21 protein-coding genes are annotated in these 15,326 nt (G+C 71.1%); 4 read left to right on the top strand and 17 right to left on the bottom strand.

All coding sequences use genetic code 11. The annotated features are described in order from the left end of the window. Window positions 1–234 precede the first annotated feature (234 nt). The gene (locus ACRYM2_RS20535) at window positions 235–756 is read right to left on the bottom strand and encodes a hypothetical protein (RefSeq protein ID WP_432524293.1); all 522 of its coding nucleotides are present in this window, start codon (window positions 754–756) and stop codon (window positions 235–237) included. A 217-nt stretch (window positions 757–973) separates the two neighbouring features. Between ACRYM2_RS20535 and ACRYM2_RS20530 the strand changes: the two genes are divergently transcribed. Further along, window positions 974–1,273, top strand: a complete 300-nt coding sequence (locus ACRYM2_RS20530) for a hypothetical protein (RefSeq protein ID WP_432524292.1) — start codon at window positions 974–976, stop codon at window positions 1,271–1,273. Between the two features lie 81 nt (window positions 1,274–1,354). Here the strand turns inward: ACRYM2_RS20530 and ACRYM2_RS20525 are convergent, their stop codons facing one another. The 13 genes from ACRYM2_RS20525 to ACRYM2_RS20465 all read right to left on the bottom strand — a co-directional run bounded on the left by ACRYM2_RS20525 (window position 1,355) and on the right by ACRYM2_RS20465 (window position 11,035). Next, on the bottom strand, window positions 1,355–1,861 hold the full coding sequence (locus ACRYM2_RS20525; RefSeq protein ID WP_432524294.1) for a DUF5063 domain-containing protein: 507 nt from the start codon (window positions 1,859–1,861) through the stop codon (window positions 1,355–1,357). Between the two features lie 195 nt (window positions 1,862–2,056). Further along, window positions 2,057–3,250 carry a hypothetical protein gene (locus ACRYM2_RS20520; protein ID WP_432524291.1) on the bottom strand — a complete coding sequence of 398 codons (1,194 nt, stop codon included), beginning with the start codon at window positions 3,248–3,250 and terminating at the stop codon, window positions 2,057–2,059. Further along, on the bottom strand, window positions 3,247–3,984 hold the full coding sequence (locus ACRYM2_RS20515; protein WP_432524290.1) for a SigE family RNA polymerase sigma factor: 738 nt from the start codon (window positions 3,982–3,984) through the stop codon (window positions 3,247–3,249). Before ACRYM2_RS20515 ends, ACRYM2_RS20520 begins: the two co-directional genes overlap by 4 nt. A 213-nt stretch (window positions 3,985–4,197) precedes the next feature. Then, window positions 4,198–4,788, bottom strand: a complete 591-nt coding sequence (locus ACRYM2_RS20510) for a maleylpyruvate isomerase N-terminal domain-containing protein (protein ID WP_432524289.1) — start codon at window positions 4,786–4,788, stop codon at window positions 4,198–4,200. Between the two features lie 83 nt (window positions 4,789–4,871). Next, window positions 4,872–5,651, bottom strand: coding sequence for an acyl-CoA thioester hydrolase/BAAT C-terminal domain-containing protein (locus ACRYM2_RS20505; RefSeq protein WP_432524288.1), 780 nt, complete (start codon window positions 5,649–5,651; stop codon window positions 4,872–4,874). A 196-nt stretch (window positions 5,652–5,847) separates the two neighbouring features. Further along, a complete protein-coding gene (locus ACRYM2_RS20500) occupies window positions 5,848–6,237 on the bottom strand; it encodes a tautomerase family protein (protein ID WP_432524287.1) in 390 nt (129 codons plus the stop codon). A gap of 238 nt (window positions 6,238–6,475) precedes the next feature. After that, complete coding sequence (locus tag ACRYM2_RS20495) at window positions 6,476–7,144, bottom strand: nucleoside/nucleotide kinase family protein (RefSeq protein WP_432524286.1); 669 nt, start codon at window positions 7,142–7,144, stop codon at window positions 6,476–6,478. A gap of 444 nt (window positions 7,145–7,588) precedes the next feature. After that, window positions 7,589–7,981, bottom strand: coding sequence for a hypothetical protein (locus tag ACRYM2_RS20490; RefSeq protein WP_432524285.1), 393 nt, complete (start codon window positions 7,979–7,981; stop codon window positions 7,589–7,591). A gap of 233 nt (window positions 7,982–8,214) precedes the next feature. Continuing rightward, window positions 8,215–8,544 (bottom strand): hypothetical protein, encoded by a 330-nt coding sequence (locus ACRYM2_RS20485; protein ID WP_432524284.1) that lies wholly within the window; start codon window positions 8,542–8,544, stop codon window positions 8,215–8,217. Between the two features lie 146 nt (window positions 8,545–8,690). Beyond that, the gene (locus tag ACRYM2_RS20480; RefSeq protein WP_432524283.1) at window positions 8,691–8,951 is read right to left on the bottom strand and encodes a hypothetical protein; all 261 of its coding nucleotides are present in this window, start codon (window positions 8,949–8,951) and stop codon (window positions 8,691–8,693) included. Window positions 8,952–9,056: 105 nt separating this feature from the next. Then, a complete protein-coding gene (locus tag ACRYM2_RS20475) occupies window positions 9,057–9,491 on the bottom strand; it encodes a hypothetical protein (RefSeq protein WP_432524282.1) in 435 nt (144 codons plus the stop codon). A 277-nt stretch (window positions 9,492–9,768) separates the two neighbouring features. Further along, window positions 9,769–9,909, bottom strand: coding sequence for a hypothetical protein (locus tag ACRYM2_RS20470; protein ID WP_432524281.1), 141 nt, complete (start codon window positions 9,907–9,909; stop codon window positions 9,769–9,771). 247 nt (window positions 9,910–10,156) lie between these two features. Further along, window positions 10,157–11,035: a hypothetical protein gene (locus ACRYM2_RS20465; protein WP_432524280.1), complete on the bottom strand. Its 879-nt coding sequence runs from the start codon at window positions 11,033–11,035 to the stop codon at window positions 10,157–10,159. A gap of 77 nt (window positions 11,036–11,112) precedes the next feature. Here ACRYM2_RS20465 and ACRYM2_RS20460 point away from each other — a divergent pair, with 77 nt between their 5' ends. Then, window positions 11,113–11,709: a hypothetical protein gene (locus tag ACRYM2_RS20460; protein ID WP_432524279.1), complete on the top strand. Its 597-nt coding sequence runs from the start codon at window positions 11,113–11,115 to the stop codon at window positions 11,707–11,709. A gap of 85 nt (window positions 11,710–11,794) precedes the next feature. Here ACRYM2_RS20460 and ACRYM2_RS20455 read toward each other — a convergent pair whose 3' ends face one another. Further along, complete coding sequence (locus tag ACRYM2_RS20455) at window positions 11,795–12,544, bottom strand: ASCH domain-containing protein (protein WP_432524278.1); 750 nt, start codon at window positions 12,542–12,544, stop codon at window positions 11,795–11,797. A 216-nt stretch (window positions 12,545–12,760) separates the two neighbouring features. Here ACRYM2_RS20455 and ACRYM2_RS20450 point away from each other — a divergent pair, with 216 nt between their 5' ends. Both ACRYM2_RS20450 and ACRYM2_RS20445 read left to right on the top strand, forming a co-directional pair. After that, window positions 12,761–13,777 (top strand): phosphotransferase, encoded by a 1,017-nt coding sequence (locus ACRYM2_RS20450; protein WP_432524277.1) that lies wholly within the window; start codon window positions 12,761–12,763, stop codon window positions 13,775–13,777. Window positions 13,778–13,906: 129 nt separating this feature from the next. Then, window positions 13,907–14,383 (top strand): hypothetical protein, encoded by a 477-nt coding sequence (locus ACRYM2_RS20445; RefSeq protein ID WP_432524276.1) that lies wholly within the window; start codon window positions 13,907–13,909, stop codon window positions 14,381–14,383. Between the two features lie 71 nt (window positions 14,384–14,454). On the opposite strand, the gene ACRYM2_RS20440 is transcribed toward ACRYM2_RS20445, so the two are convergent. Both ACRYM2_RS20440 and ACRYM2_RS20435 read right to left on the bottom strand, forming a co-directional pair. After that, on the bottom strand, window positions 14,455–14,658 hold the full coding sequence (locus ACRYM2_RS20440; RefSeq protein WP_432524275.1) for a hypothetical protein: 204 nt from the start codon (window positions 14,656–14,658) through the stop codon (window positions 14,455–14,457). 144 nt (window positions 14,659–14,802) lie between these two features. Further along, window positions 14,803–15,123, bottom strand: a complete 321-nt coding sequence (locus ACRYM2_RS20435; RefSeq protein WP_432524274.1) for a hypothetical protein — start codon at window positions 15,121–15,123, stop codon at window positions 14,803–14,805. Window positions 15,124–15,326 lie beyond the last annotated feature (203 nt).

The raw sequence follows: 15,326 nt of genomic DNA, 5'->3' as shown, positions 1-15,326 counted from the left end.
AGAGCACGGCACGGAGGACGGCGGCGAGGGCGCCGGCGTGCGGGTCGGAGGCGATGGGGGCGACGACCAGGGCGACCACGCCGAGGTCACCGCCTGACCTAAACGCGCGAGGTCTGCGGGATGACCGTGAAGTCCCAGGCCTTGCGGACTGCGGGATGACCGTGCGCGGCGCGGCCCGCGCCATGACCGGAAGCCGCTTCATTTCAGCCTGCAGGGTCCGGTGATCACGCGTGCTCAGGTGATGGTCAGCAGAGTGCTGTAGGCGGCGCAGCTTCCGCCGTCCTCGCACGGCTCGTCGTGGCGGCTGCCGGTGACCGCGAGGGTGGCCTGCCCGGCGGGGGCGTCGGCGGGGATGTTCAGCTGGGTCTGGAAGGCTCCGTCGGCGGGTACCTGCAGCTGCCCCAGCTGCACCAGGGCACTGTCGGAGCCAGGGTCGGCGGTGGGGTCGGGCATGTGGTCGTACCTGAGCATGAAGGTGTAGGTGGCTCCGCCGGGGTTGGTGGTGCCGCAGGGGGCCGGCGGGCTAGAGAGGGTGACCTGCCCGCCGGGGGCGATGCTGTCCGGGCTCAGCTGCAGCGGTGCGGGCAAGCAGCGGCTGGAGGTGCGCGGGGCGGCGCACCCTGCGCTCAGCAGCACCGGCAGGATCAGCAGTGCCAGCAGCGTGGTGGTGCGCAGGGTGCTCGCGCTCGGGATGGCGCCGAGGGTGGTGGTGCTGAGGGTGGCTGGGGCTGGCAGCAGCTTCGAGGTGATGCTCATCTCAGACCTCCTGGGTCCTCTCCCGTTTCGTCAGCTGTCGTGAGCCGTCGGCGGCGACTGTCAGCTGTTGTCAGCTTGGCACTGTCGTGGCTTTGAGCTCGTGACTCGAGCACCGGATGCGCCGCTGGGCGTCTTGACTGCGCGCAGCGCGGGCCATGACCGCGACATCGCCCGCAGGGCGCCATGATCGCGCGGTGGGACTGGCACCCTGATGACCGTGACGCGTCCTGCCGAGTGGGACTTGGCCGCAGCGCTTCGAGCGGCCGAAGCGGGTAGCTCCACTGCTGGTGGCTGGCCTGAGCATCTGCCCGCCGAGCAGCAGGACGCCTGGATGCTGATGATCGAGGTTGAGGCGTCGTTGGTCGGCCTGGCGCGGACACGACTGGCCGCAGGCGTGATTGATTACGCCGAAGTGCGTGAGGCCCTGAGCCGTCTCAGCGAGCCGGTGCTGCAGAACTGGCCGGCTGTGGAGGTCGACCGATGGAGACGAGTGGCGGAGCTTCTGACCGCCCGCTGAGCGCCATGACCGCGACGTCCCGCACCGCGGGATGACCGTGCGCTGCGCGCTGCGCGGGATGACCGCGCGTCGAGGTGTCGTTCAGGTCCCTGGCGGTGAGGGGTGTCCGCGGTCGGTCAAGTGCAGCAGGAGGGCGCGGGTGGCTCCGGCGGCATGGTGGCCCCAGTGCATCCAGTAGTCCCGGCGCCACTGCCACTGCACATCGTTCAGGCTCATCCCTGCGTCGAGGGCCAGCAGCCCGTTCTCGAGGTCCCCCCAGACGTCGGCCAGGTCGTCGACGAGGTCGCCAAGCCCGACGCCGGCTTGGGCTTCGTCCACGGCGAAGGGATAGGACGCCTCCCAGTAGTAGCCGGCCCCAAGGCCGAGGCGCTGCCCGATGCGCCGGTAGCAGGCGTGCCATTGCTTGTGGGAGACGTCCACGGGGGAATCCGCGTCGCTGGGGTCGACCTCGGGTAGGCGCAACGCTGCGGCGACGGCGTCGGTGAGGGCGGTCAGCAGTCGGTGGGCGAAGGCGGCGTCCTCCTCATGCGTGCCCTGATCGACCTCCTCGTCGATGAGGGAGCAGTAGGCCCGGGCGGCTTCGCGCATGTCCACTGGAGGATGGTGACAGGACCGTCGCGATTATCCGCATCGCGGGATGACCGCGACGTTGCATGCTGCGCCATGCCCGTGGCCGGTTCGGACGTCAGCGGTGCGGTTCCCCTCCTCACCGCACCGCCAACGATCCGTGGGTTCACCCCAGGCACCAATCGACGACTTCCAACGAAACTGCCTGTGCGAGGGTCAGCGCGGATTCACCTCCGCCGCGACGATGCGAGCGTGCTCGACCATCGCTCGGTAGGCGTCCAGTTCGCCTGCGTGCTCGCTGGCCAGCGGCGTCCAATGCTCGACCAGCGCTTGGGCCACCGCGGACCCCAGGGCACTGGTGTCCTTGCAGTCCCGATCCGCCCTCGCCAGCGTGGTCTCGGCGTCGCCCAACGCGACCAGGTCCGCCTCGGTGGCTTTACTGCCGTCTGGCTTGTGCAGCAGCAGGTCCCGGCGCGCAGCCTGCAACTGCACGGGCAGGTCGGCAGGAGTGATGACGTCGTGACCGCGGCCCTGCATGCACCGCGACCACTGCTGGGTCGCGTCCTGCACCGTCTCGTCGGCGGCGACCTGGGTGAGCAGCTGCTCGCGCAGGGGACGGACCGTGACGTAGGCGCGGGTGTAGGTCTCCACATCGGTGCCGTACAGCTGCTGGACGGCCTGGGCGTAGCAGCCGGTGGTCGCCACGGTCAGGCTGCCGTTGTCCTCCAGCGGCACGGTCAGTTCCACCCTCGGGTCCCCGTACACCGCCTTCAAGTAGCCGGCGGGGATGCCGTGGGCGAAGTCGCCCAGCTCACCGGCTGCGGGGTTGGCCACGGCGGCGCCGATGGCGGAGCTGAGGCCGTAGTCGCTGCCGTGCGCGGTCCACGCGGTCAGGTCCTCCACGTCGCCACCGCGCCGTGCGGCGTCGGCGATGGGGTCGGCGGCGTCGAGGGTGATCGAGCCGCGGGCGACGTCCAAGCCCTGCGCGGCCAGGCACCGGTCGATGAGGACCTGCTGGGCCACGCCCAGGTCGAAGCCGCCGGTCTCGGTGGGCAGCTGGTCCAAGACGTCGTCGGTGGTGGTGGCAGCGTGTTGCCCCTCGCGGACCTGCTCGGCCACCGGGACGGTGCGCACCTGCCCCCCACCCCAGGGCCCAGCCCAGCCCAGGCCGGCGGCACCGACCGCGACCAGCGCGAGAGGGGCCGCGATCACTGCGCGGCTTTGGCGTCGTCGGCGCCGCCCGCCGCGCAGGGCCGCGGCGGCGATCCCGGCGGGGGCGTGGACACTGCGTCCGGCGACGTCCAGGCCGTGACGCAGTCGCTGGACGGTGGGGTCATCGGCTCCGGTCCCGGCCTCGGCGCCGAGGGAGTCGGCGGGGTCGTGCAGGTTGTGCGGGTCGTGGTGGCTCATCGGATGCGCTCCTGGAGTGAGGGAACCGGGTGGCGGGAGGCGGTGACCGACTCCTCGGCGGCAACCTCGACGGCAGCAGTCCCTTCGGGTGGGCTGGTCTTGTCGGGTGGATCGGCGCGGTCGGTGCCCAGCAGTTGCCGTAGCCGGGCCAGGCCGCGGGAGGCTTGGGTCTTCACGGTGCCGGTGGAGCAGTTCAGCGCGTCGGCGATCTGCGCTTCGCTCCAGTCCTCGTAGTAGCGCAGCACCAGCACCGCGCGTTGACGTGGGGAGAGCTGACGCAGCGCGGTGATGGCCTCGTCCTGCTCGACGTAGCGGGTCGCCGCGTCCAGGCCGCCGGCGCCGGCGAGTTCGGCGCGGGCGTTGAGGTGGTCGGGCTGTTGGTTGGTCTGACCGGTGTGGTCGGGCCAGAGCGCGTCGAGGGGGACCTCGCGGGGTCGCCGGCCGACGCGGCGCCAGCGGTCGGTGACTGCTCGAGCCATGACGGTGCGGGCGTAAGCGGCGGGCTCGCTCACCCGGCGCCAGTGCAGGTAGGTGCGCTCGAGGGTGTCCTGGAGGAGGTCTTCAGCGGTGTGGTGGTCGCCGGTGAGAAACACGGCGGTGCGCATCAGCTGGTCGGCGTGCCCGGCGGCCCAATCCTCGAAGTCGCGCTCACCTTGGCGGGCGGGGTGAGGGCGCGTGGGGTCAGGGCCCTGCGGGGAGTCCTGCCCAGGCTTGGTCACGGTGCCGTCCTTCATGCTGGTCTGGCTGGGTCACCCTTCCAGACGCCAGGAGGGCGAGGTCGGTTGACAGGCAGGACACAACTCTTGGACGGGTAGGCCGAGGCTGCCGCTCATCCGCGTTGTGCAGGTGATCGTTGGTGCTCGGGCACTGCTCGCTCATCGCCAGACGCGCGCACAACGCGCCATGACCGCGACCTCACCCGCAGCCGTGACCGTGCAAAGGTGCCCTCAGCTGACCGGCTGCTCGTTGTACCAGTGCCACTGGGTGCGTCGGGCGTGGCCGGGCGGGCCGGCGCGGCCGGTGGCCCACTGCAGCACCTCCCACGGCGCGTGCTCCTCCAGCAGGCCGGTGGCGTCGGGGAAGAGCCGGTGCAGCGCAGCGGTGCACGCTCGTGCCGGCCCTTGCCACTGCAGGTCCAGGCCGGTGCAGATGTCGCCGGTGTGCACGAGCACCTCGACGATGCCCCTGGCGGCGGTGGCCTCGACGTCCGCGCGCCCGTAGGGGTGCCACCCGCTGGCGCCTGCCGGTGCGGTGCGCAGCGTCGCGGTGAACAGTCCCGCGGCCGCACGCAGGGTCTGCACCGCGGCGGCGGGGTCGGCCTCCTGCTCGATGTCGACGGTCAAGGGGACGTGGGCGTTAGCGGCGCCGGTGATCAGCTGCGCGGCGTAGGCGATGAGGTCATCGGCGACGTGGACGAGCACCTGGCGGCACGTCCAGGTGAGCTCACCGGCCGGCCGGCTCCAGTCGGCCTCGCGCAGCTGCCACAGGGCCGTGCAGGCGGACTGGATCGCCTCGTCCACGTCTTCGACGCTGCACACCGGTGTTGCGGTACCCACCGGCTCATCGTGGCAGTCACCAGGTGCTCGCACGCGGTGATCGCGATGATCTGGTCATCCGGTCCTCAGCTCAGGTGCAGGGTTGCCGCCAGGCGCCGCCAGAGCAGCTCACCCAGCTCACGGTCGGCGGCAGCTGACCCGCCTCGAGCCATCGCCATCCCACCGCCGGGCAGCTCCTCCCCGGGTAGCTGCAGGCGGTGCCCCGCGGCGGGCACCGTGAGGTGGGTGGTGCTCAGCCCGTGCGCGCTGCGGCGGGTGAGGATGTCGCGGGCGAAGGCGTCGGAGGGCCAGACCTGGTCGTCGCCGCCGGAGCTGAGGAGAACCTCACCTCGGATGGACTCCACCGGGATGCGAGCTGCGGGGACGAGGCTGGCGTAGGTGGTCATGCTCTGCTCGTACAGCGTCCGGAACGCCGGCGGCCCCGGCGCCGTGGTGCCCGGTGTGACGTCCGGTGGGGTACCCGGTGACGTGCTGTTCGCGGCCTCGGCGGCACGATCGTCGTGCCAGGCCTGGTCGTAGGGCACGAACGGCAACGGACTGCCGGCGCGGGTCCACGAGGAACGGGGCGGGGACTCGCGCCCATCCAGGCCCGGTCCGACGTTGGCCCAGACCACCGAGGTGGGGGACAGGGCGGCGATGGTGCGGATGCGCGCATCGTGCGCAGCCAGCAGGAGGGCGGCCTCCGCGCCTTTGGAGGTGCCGAGGACGGCCAGGTGCTCGCTGTAGCCGGCCAACTGCTCCAGGGCGGGGGTGAAGGTCTCCAGCGGAACCTCGCAGATGCCCGGCGGTTGGGCGGTGCCGTCGTAGTGGTCGCTGGGTCGGTCGCCGAACCAGCGCAGCGACAAGGCAGCGGCTCCGTGATCGGCGAGCAGGCGCACCCGCTCGGTCTCAACGCGACCGCTGGAGCCGGACAGGACCAGAACCGCGCAGCGGGGCCGGGCGGTGGGCAGGGCCAAGAGTCCCGTGGGATGCGTCAGGGTGCGCTCCATGACGTCAGCCTCTCGCACGCCGGATGCGGGATGACCGGTCGATGCCGCGGGGTCACTGCTGCACCTGGTAGGTCAGGGTCAGCTCGTCCCCGGCTTGGCCGCGGATGCCCCAGTCGTGACGCGGTGCCTCCACGACGGTGATCTCCAGGTCGACGGCCTCGATGCCCAGGTGCTCAGCGAAGTCGCAGTAGAGGCGCTGGTAGAACGCCTTCTTCGTCGCCACGAGGCGCCCGGTGAACATGAGGACCTCGATGATCGTGTACCTCTCGCTGCGCCCCTCAGGCGTGGGGAAGTCCTCCTCGCTCATGAGGAAGAAGCGGTGGAAGCGCTTGGTGGCGGGCAGGTCCAGGACGTCGACAGCGGCGGCGTGGACGGTGTCGGACAGGAGTGTGCGCAGCGGGCGCAGGACGTCGTCTCGGCCGTAGATCTTGAACTGGGCCATGGTGCGGGGTCCCCTCGGGTCGGCCTTCGCGGGCCGGCGGGAGCAACGCCCGCACACCCGCTGGGGCGGGGTGTGCGTCGGTGAGGACGTGCCCGGCCTAGCGGCCGGTCCGCCACTGGCGGGTGCACGTCTTGGTGATCATGTTGGTCACCGTAGCGGGCAGGATCGCGCTCGTCACGCCATGTGCGGGATGACCGTGAGGTCGTCACGTGGACCCGGCGCCCGCCACACCGTCGTGTCAGCGCAGCAGGGCCGGATGGCCCAGGTCGTCGTTGTCGATGACGTGGGTGGCCTGCTGCTGGGGGGCGGCTTCGCGGACGTAGAGCTGCTGGCCTGCAACGTAGCGGCGGTTGGAGGCGTCAGCCGGGTCGGGTGAGCCGGAGCCGTCGCGGGTGACGCAGCGCTGCAAGGTGGTGGCGCGGTCGACCTCCAGCCACAGCGACCACGTCCAGGCCCCGCGCAGCTCGGGCCGGTGCAGGAAGATCCCGTCGACGACGAGGACGGTGCCGGGCGCGGCCTGCTGCTGCTCGGCGAGGTTGGCGGTGTCGGTGCGGGCGTCGAAGACGTGGGTGCGGTGCCGGCCGTGACCGCCGGGGGCGAAGGGGTCGAGCAGCTGCTCCTGGAAGGCGGCCAGGTCGTAGGAGTCGCGGTAGAAGCCCTCGGGGTCGCAGGAGCCGCGGGCGTGGCGCAGGGCGCGTGGCCGGTGGAAGCCATCGATGGAGGCGTGGACCACTGTGCGGCCGCGGGTGCGCAGGGCGGTGGTGAGCTCACCGGCCAGGACGCTCTTGCCGGCTCCGTCGACGCCGTCGACGCCGATGCGGACGAAGGGGTCGGCGGGCAGGGCCTCGACCTCGGCGGCCAGCTGATCGAGCAGGGCGTGGCGGGATGGGCTCGCCGGTGGCTGCACCTGCTGGAGTCGGCCCCGTCGCATCGGGGGAGCGGTGGCCGCACCATCACCGCGGGATGACCGTGAGGTCGGTGAAGACGCCAGACTGCTGAGAGGGCAGGTCACTCCGACGTAGAGCTGCAAGCCGCCCTGGACGCCGCTGATGCGTACTCGAGCCAGCCCGATGACCAGGCTCCCGCTGATGAGTGGGAGAAGTGGATGGAGCTGCAGGGTGCGGCGAGCACCGTGGCGGGCTGCGTGCAGACCGTCGTCGCAGGAGGGCAGCTGGATCGAAAGGCCGTCGCTGAGGCCGGACTCTTGTTCGACAGCCTCCACCGGATGGGGTGGCGTCGGGGGGAGACGGCAGCGTGGCGTCGGGTGCGGGACCTGCTCCTGTCCAGATGATCACGCTGATGGCGGGATGACCGCGCATTCCAACGCTTCGACCACGAGATCGGCGCACCGTCAGCCGTACTGGTGCAGCACCGGATCGGTGGGAGTGCACCCCGCCCAGTCGACGTCGTCCAACGTGTCCCATGAAGGCGACTCACCGACCATCCCACCCCCCTCCACGCTCTCGCCGACCTTGCCCAGCAGGCGCCCGGACTCGCTGCGCACCTCGCCCGCGGCGACGTCGTAGGTGCTGCCCTTCGGCCACACGATCAGGGCACTGCCGTCGAGCAGGCACCACGGCTCAGTCGGGTCCTCGGGCAGGGTAACGGTGATGGAGCCGGCGTTGGCGGGGCTGGAGTTGTGGCGGGTGCCGTCGGTGACGAGGGAGGAGCCGTCGTCGCTGGAACCGGAGCAGGCGGCGATCAGCAGCCCCGCACCAGCCGTGATCAGGACGACTCGCCTCACGCTGAACCTCTGGTCACTGGGCACACTCCACCGTAGGACGACTGCGGCTGCGAAGTACCCGTCTCACGCGCATCCACGATGGTCGCAGCGCCTTGACCAACTGCCCGCTCTTCGCCAGATCCGCGCGGCCAGCAACGTCCACGACAGCGGGATGACCGTGAGGTCGTGACCTGAGCCCCCATCCCGTTCCACGACGTCGGTGCACGGACGGTGGTGTCCGTCGTGGGGTGGGCTCATCCACCTGCGCAGGTAGCAGCAGCGGCCGGGCTTGCGTCCCAGTAGTCGAACTGGTTGACGACGTACTTGCCGTCGTCGGTAGTGCTCACGTGGACGGCGGCGATGCTGGTGCCGCTCTCATTCAGGGCTTCGGTCTTGGTGGGGGATGCGAGCAGGGCCTCGATGGCGGCAAGGCGAGCCTCAGCGCCAGCGATCGCTTCGCCTCGTGCTGGTCTGCTGGGCTGGGTGCGGGTCTGCTCCAGGTAGGCCGTCTCCAGGTTCCGGTTCTCGATCAGCCAGTCCTCGACGCCGGTCACCGCCATCGGGCTGTTGTAGACGGCGCTCATGAGGCACCCGGAGCTCGCCTTGGCCGTTAGCTGTTGGGTGGCAGCGGCCTGCTCCGGAGACGCGGAGCAAGCGGTGAGCAGGTCGATGAGGATGGCCAGGCCGACACCGGTGTGCGCGGGCAGGCTCCTGGCGCGTGGGGAAGTCCTCATATCGACTCCGACGTGGCTGAGCAACGGAAGGCTCCCCTCGGGACACAGGACAACGAGAGCGTCACCCGTGTGGACGCGCAGAGGATTCCTTGGCTGGTTCGAGGGTGGTTCAACGGGCCGGTGGGGTCGGGGATCAAGCGCAGCCGGGTGTAGCGCTCGAAGCCGTCTGGTCCGAGGAAGATCAGCTTGCTCCAGGACAGGTCGGCGGCGTCGATCCAGGCGGCCGGGGCGACGTCGCGGAGCAGGGTCACGGTCACCGGCTCACTGTGCCTCAGCGGTGATCGCTGGCCATACCGGATCGCGGGATGACCGTGCGGTGAACCGCCTATCGCACCGGTGATGCTTGCGGCCCTGTCCAGTTGTCAGCCGTTAGGCGCTTCGGCGCCTTCCGGGCGCTCCGGCTGTGGCGGGGCCGGTGACGGTGCGGATGTCGTGCCCAGTGGCCGTCGTCGGCCAGGGCGTGGATCGGCGAGGAAGGCCACCAGGTTCAGCAGCCCCACCAGGTGCTCCACGGAGTGCCGCAGCACCTGCTCGTGCGGCTGGTCGATCATCTCGGCGAGCTCGTCGAGGTCGTCGCTGCTCTGCCCGGCATCGACGTACAAGCCGGGGTCGTCGTCCAGGGCGTAGGCGGTGTCGACGGGCAGGTGCCAGTAGTGGTCGTTGTAGCTGGCCACCTTCTGCACATCCAGGCGTGCTCCGAAGCGTTCGATGGCGAGGTCGATGACACCAATGAGGGCTGTACGCAGATCCTCGAAGTCCAGTTGGTGGGGTCGGGGACTGCGCTCAGCTGCGGCCACCGCATGAAGGTAGCTCGGTGGGCGTGCTTCAGGTGGTCTATCACCCACCGGAGCGAAGGACGGCCACCGGAGAGCGGGATGACCGTGACGTCATCCGCAACGCGGTACGGACGGTCGACGTCGACCCGGGCTGACCAGCGAGGATCACTCAGCTGTCGGTGCCCGCCACGGTGCCCGCCACGGTGCCCGCCACGGTGCCCGCCACCGACGCCGACCAGGTGAGTCCAGCAGGCGCAGACGGTGCGCACCGACGAGCGTGGCCAGGCCCTCGTGCTGCTCATCGTGCAAGGTGCACCACCAGGGTGCTCTCGTAGGACAGGGAGGCGATCTCGTCGCCGTCCGCGTCGCGGACCTCGGCGTCGTAGGCGTGCGGGGCCACGAGGACGAAGGCGTCCCACAGGTCCCGGTGGGCGCGCACGTCAGCGGCGGCGTAGCCAGGTGGGCAAGGACGGCGCGGTCCAGGGTCTGGACGTCCTGCTGCGGCAGGTCCCCGTGTTCGATGGCGTAGGTACGGGTCCTGCTCATCCGGTCAGCGTCCCAGAGGCCGCCTGCACCGCTCACTTCCCGGCAGGACCGCGCGATGTCTGTGGGATGACCGTGACGTCGCCTGCAGCGCCGGATGAGCGCGCAGTCGAGGCGCCTGCCGGCCCCGTGGGTGGAGCGCGCTATCCGCGGTGCACATCGGGCCTGCGCGCCTCGCGCCACGTCACCGAGACCTCCGCGCCGCTGTTGCCGCGTCGGAAGCCGACCTCCTCCAGGGCGGTTCGCGCGACCGGATCGTCCAGGGCACTCGAGACGGACTGCGCGCCGGCTTCGACGGCCTCGCGCACCGCGTGGTAGGCCAGCGCGGCGGCGACCGTGCCCGGGGTGCCGGGCACGACCTCGATGGACTCCAGGCGGGCCGCTCCCGAGCTGCGGCCGCGGCCGTCGGTGGGTGGGCGGGCCACGACGGCGTGGCCGACGTACGGCTCACCGCGTGCGTTGTTCACGTAGGCGTGCAGCCAGGTGAGCAGGTGACCACCGGTCAGTAGGCGACGGGCGGTGCTGACGTCGAGGCCGACATCGGCCAGGTGCGCGCCGTCGCCACCGCCGGACCCGAGGTAGACGGGGCTGAGGTAGTACCCCTCGGGCGGGGCGGCTTCGGCTGCGCCTGGGCTGCTCAGGAAGGTGGCGTCACCGACCTGGGTGCGCCTGGCCAAGTGCACCAGCCCGGTGTCGAGGTCCTCCGCCAGTGAGATGACGACCTCCTCGGCCCAGCTCTGCAACGAGTGCACGGACGAGGCGGGGTGCACACCCGGCGGAGGCGGCCCGGCCGGGCCGGGCATCAAGGGCACGGCGATGGCGTACAGGTGCGGGTCCTGCCGCCAGCGCAGGAGCACGACCACGTGCTCGTGCTCACGGGTGCTGTCCGGGTGCGGGGGCCCACCAGCCAGGGCGGGGCGGACGTCCAGGCCGGTGAAGCCCTCGGTGACCGCGCCGTCGACCAGGAGCCGCTCGCGCAGAGCCTGGACGACGGCCGCGCGCGGCCAGGGGACGTTCGCCACCTCTGTAGCCTGGCACGACTGCGCGACAGCCCGACCGCGCACGGCCAGCGGGATGACCGTGAAGTCTTCGCCGCGGAATGTGGTGGACAGCACCAGCAGTCCGTGGCCGACTGTGCGACGTGACGGAAGCCAACAGCAGGGCCGTGCAGGTGCTGCTCATCGGTGGCCGGGCGGGTGTGGGCAAGACCAGCACCGCCTACGAGGTCTCCGCCCGGCTGCAGACCCTGGGGATCGCGCACTGCCACGTCGAAGGGGACAACCTCGACGCCGCCTACCCCAAGGCAGACGACGATCCAGCCGGCACGCGGCTCACCGAAGCCAACCTCGCTGCGCTGTGGGCCAACTACGCCGCCGTCGGCCACCACCGCCTCATCTACGTCAACACCGTCAGCGTCCTCGAACCCGACCTCATCACCCGCGCCGTCGGCGGCCAGGCGCAGGTCACCGGTGTCCTGCTCACCGCCACCGACGTGACGACCCGCGCCCGACTCGGTGTCCGCGAGATCGGTTCGAGGCTGGAGACCCACCTGGAGCGCAGCCGGAGCATGGCGGTCCTGCTTGAACAGCGGGCACCCGCGGGCACTCATCGCGTCGGGACCGACGGGCGCAGCGTCGTCGAGGTGGCCGCCGACGTCATCGACCGCTCAGGGTGGGGCGGTCCGCTCCGGCCATGAACGCGCTCGCCCTCAGGGGGAACACATCACTCGCTGCTCACGACCGCTCGCCGCGCGGGATGACTGCGCGGTCCCCAGATCCGTGTCAGCTCTCGTCGACGTCGAAACGGACGAAGACGACGTAGTCGCCGCTGGACAGGTGCGGGTAGTAGTCCCGCAAGCCGGGCAACACGCTGGCCGCATCCGCAAAACCGTCCTCCTGCGCCTCCTCATCGCTGATCTCGGCGACAGTCTTGGCGGTGGTGGAGGTGATTCGACCCGCCAGGGTGACCTCGTCCTCAAGGTCACCGGCGGCGTCGGTACCGGCGGCGGGCTCGAAGACCAGCAGGGCGGGACCGACCTGCACGGGATCGTCGAAGCGCAGGGTGACGCGCTTGCTGCCGGCACGGACCGCAGGTAGGTGGGAAGCACGGAAACGCAGGCGCTGGATCTGCTGCGCCTGCCAGCGGTAGGTGTGGGGCAGCAGCTCCTCGGCTCCCACCACTTGGGGGCCGTCGGGGGTGGGGACGACGACGGAGATGGTCGGGTAGTAGTCGGCCAGCACCTGCCGGTCTCGTCCACACGGGGCGAGCACGCCGCGGCCCTCGTCGCCGACGGCAACGATGAGTCGGGGAGCTTGCGCGCCGGCGGCGCGGGCGGTGGCGAGGGCGACGAGCTCGGCGCAGGGACCACCGGTGAAGTGGTAGAGGTTCAGCCCGACATAGACGCGGCCGTGCTCGTCGAGGACGGCTGCTGCGACGGTGTGGACGTTGCCATCGCCGTGGTCGCGGATGGTGGTGCGGGCGGCCTCGATGAGCGCCGGCACGGCGTCTGGGCCTACCGGGTCGGTGATCACGGGAGCAGCGTAGAGGCGGGTCGCGCAGGTCCTGATGTCCTTCCCTGCCGCTAGCGATCGCGCGCACAACGCGGGATGACCGTGAAGTCGTAGGCCCGCCGTGGTCACCCTCGGATTGCGCCACGTGCGGGCGAGGCTGTGGTGGGCCAGGCTGCGGTGCATGAGACGACGCGCCACACGCTCCTGGCCTCGGCCTCGGCCTCAGCGGTGCTCGCGGTGAGCGGCTCGCCGGTCAGCGGTATCGAGCAAGCCGTCTTCGGCCCCCTCTTCATCAGCGACACCGACGGCGTCGACGGGTGGCTGGACCAAAGCCTGCACCGCCACCTGGGGGCGGGCGTGGCCCAGGTGCTGTTCCGCTCCGGGCGCGTCTCCGCGGTCTACGGCTGCCGCCTGCACGATGGGCAGCAGGTGGCGGTGAAGGTGCACCGGGAGGGAGCCGACACCGAGCACCTGGCGGCCGCGGTGCGAGCGCAGCAGCACCTCGCTGACGCGGGCTATCCCTGCCCGCGCCCCCTGGCTGGACCGGTCGTCGTTGAGGGCCGCACGCTGGTCGCGGAGACGATGCTGACCGGCGGGCGGTGGCGCGATGCCCGCGAGCCGAGGGTGCGGCGGGCTCTGGCGGTCAGCCTCGCCGAGCAGGTCGCTCTCTTGCGCAGTGTGCCTGCTGCTGCGCTGCGGCCCGGCGCGCCGGCGTGGGTGCGCTACGAGCACGGTCCCTGGCCCGCACCACACGATCCGATCTTCGACTTCTCCTCCACCCTCGACGGCTACGCCTGGCTCGACGACCTCGCCGCCCGCGCCGCCGCGGTCCTCAGCGACTGCCCCGGCTCCGAGGTGATCGGGCACAGCGACTGGTACCGCGGCAACGCCCTCTTCGCCGACGGCCTCGAGGGCCCGGCGGTGTGCGCGGCGTTCGACTGGGACAGCCTCGCCGCCCGCCCGGAGGCGGTGATCGCCGGGCTGAGCGCGGGTTCCCATACCCTGGGCGGCGCCGGTGAGGGCGCTGCCCCCACCCCGGCGCAGGCCGCCGCCTTCCTCGACGACTACGACAGCGCCCGCTTCCAAGCCTTCACCGCCGCTGAGCGCGCGGGCGCAGCGGCTGCGGCGTGCTGGGCACTGGCCTACAACGCCCGCTGCGAGCTGTCCTTCCTGCCCCTTGAGGATGCGGCCGCGCCAGGCACCCCGCTGCAAGTCCTCTCCGAGCACCGCAACGCCTACCTGGAGCTGACCTGAGCCAAACCCTGGGTGACTCGGTCATCGGCACGAGCGGACCTCCACGACAGCGCCATGAGCGTGCGCAGCGCGGCCCGCGCCATGACCGTGCCTTTGTCCTGAGCGCCGCTGGTGGGGAGATCATGAGGTGTGAGCGATGCGTGGCCCATCGATGGCTACCTGCTGCATCCCGGCTTCGGGCTGGTGCGCTACCAGCAGCAACCCTTGCCGTTGGAAGAGCGTGACTTGCCGACGAGCTGGCAGGTGCTGGACAACAGCGTCCAGGACGAGCGCTTGGAGCAGACGTGGCGGCTGGTCTTGGCCTGGGCGCAGCGCCGTCGGGTCGACCGGGTGGAGGGGGAGTTCATCCGCTTGGGCTGGCCGGTGGCCGCGGCCGCCGGCTTGAGCCAGCAGCTGGGCTCGCCCTACCGCTGGAGCGGTGCCTTCTCGGCCGCGGCGCTGGAGGAGCTCCTGGCGGCCAACCCGGAGCGGTTGTGGGTCGTGGCCGGTGGCGAGCTGGTCGTCTACCTGCACGAGACGTGGGACTCGCTCATCGTGCGCGGAGGTGAAGGAGTGCTGGAGGAGCTACGGCGAGGCGTCGCGGCGCTCCACGCTGAGTGGAGCTGAGTGGCGCTGAGTGGCGTTGGGGAAGGCGGCGCCTGTCCGAGCACCGGGGGCGCTCATTAGCGGATGCTCAGTCAGCCCCGGGTCGAGCGGCGCCACCGGCGGTACTGCTGCGCCCACGAAATCACCAGCGCGACCCAGAGGAGGGCGGTCAGCTTGCGCCAGCCTTCCATGGCCCACAGCGAGATGACGAAGAAGAGCACACCCATGGCGATGAACGCGGGGTGGTAGCGCACGAGCGCGCTCGGCTTCGTGGGGTGTTGATCGCGCTCGCTCACGACAGCAGCATCGCGGCGGGAGGCCAGTCGTGCTGGCTGTTCACCCGATCAGCCCATGGGAGCTGCGCGACCGCGAGGTCGCCTGCAGGGCGCCATGAGTGCGCGCGGCGCGGCGCGCCATGAGCGAGCGTCCTCCGGAAGCGCTCAGACGCTGGGCGCTTGCCCGGTGATCGGCCAGAGGTCCAGCTGAACGACGGCGTGGGGCAGGGCCTCCTGCAGAGCCTTTTGGAGCTGGCGACCGTCCTGCTCGTAGGTGCTGGCTGCATCCTGCGAGTCCCACCCGTCATCCTGGCGGTAGTGGGCATCGAACAGGTCCTGCCAGGCCAGTAGGCCTTGCATCAGTGGTTCAGGCAGGCCCAGCTGCTCGAGGTAGCTACGTCCAAGGCAGGCGCCGACGCCAGCCCACAGCGGGGTGGGGGCGAGGTAGTCGCTCATGAGCACCAGCGATCCGACCTGCTCGTCCACGGCGCGCTCCATGGAGTCCACGGTGCCAGGTACGGGCCGGGAGCGGTGCACCCGGCGCTTCTACGACTGCGCGCAGATCGACACGAGCGGACGTCTCGGCTGGTCATGATTGCGCGCAGCCCGCGCCATGACCGTGACGTCCCGCACCGCGGGATGACCGGGCGTTCGCTGCTGGTGCGCACGCACGTGAAACGTCCTGTGCC

It is taken from the genome of Kineococcus aridisoli (assembly GCF_050871885.1).
GTDB lineage: Bacteria > Actinomycetota > Actinomycetes > Actinomycetales > Kineococcaceae > Kineococcus.
The sequence above is the reverse complement of the archived record's forward strand: the minus strand, read 5'-3'. Positions and strand labels throughout refer to the sequence as shown.

Bases quoted from the DNA above. Each gene is read 5' to 3' on its own strand.
- ACRYM2_RS20515 (WP_432524290.1), bottom strand. From the start codon at position 3,984: ATGAAGGACGGCACCGTGACCAAGCCTGGGCAGGACTCCCCGCAGGGC.
- ACRYM2_RS20520 (WP_432524291.1), bottom strand. From the start codon at position 3,250: ATGAGCCACCACGACCCGCACAACCTGCACGACCCCGCCGACTCCCTC.
- ACRYM2_RS20485 (WP_432524284.1), bottom strand. From the start codon at position 8,544: ATGAGCGCCGTCTACAACAGCCCGATGGCGGTGACCGGCGTCGAGGAC.
- ACRYM2_RS20535 (WP_432524293.1), bottom strand. From the start codon at position 756: ATGAGCATCACCTCGAAGCTGCTGCCAGCCCCAGCCACCCTCAGCACC.
- ACRYM2_RS20525 (WP_432524294.1), bottom strand. From the start codon at position 1,861: ATGCGCGAAGCCGCCCGGGCCTACTGCTCCCTCATCGACGAGGAGGTC.
- ACRYM2_RS20500 (WP_432524287.1), bottom strand. From the start codon at position 6,237: ATGGCCCAGTTCAAGATCTACGGCCGAGACGACGTCCTGCGCCCGCTG.
- ACRYM2_RS20460 (WP_432524279.1), top strand. From the start codon at position 11,113: ATGTGGTGGACAGCACCAGCAGTCCGTGGCCGACTGTGCGACGTGACG.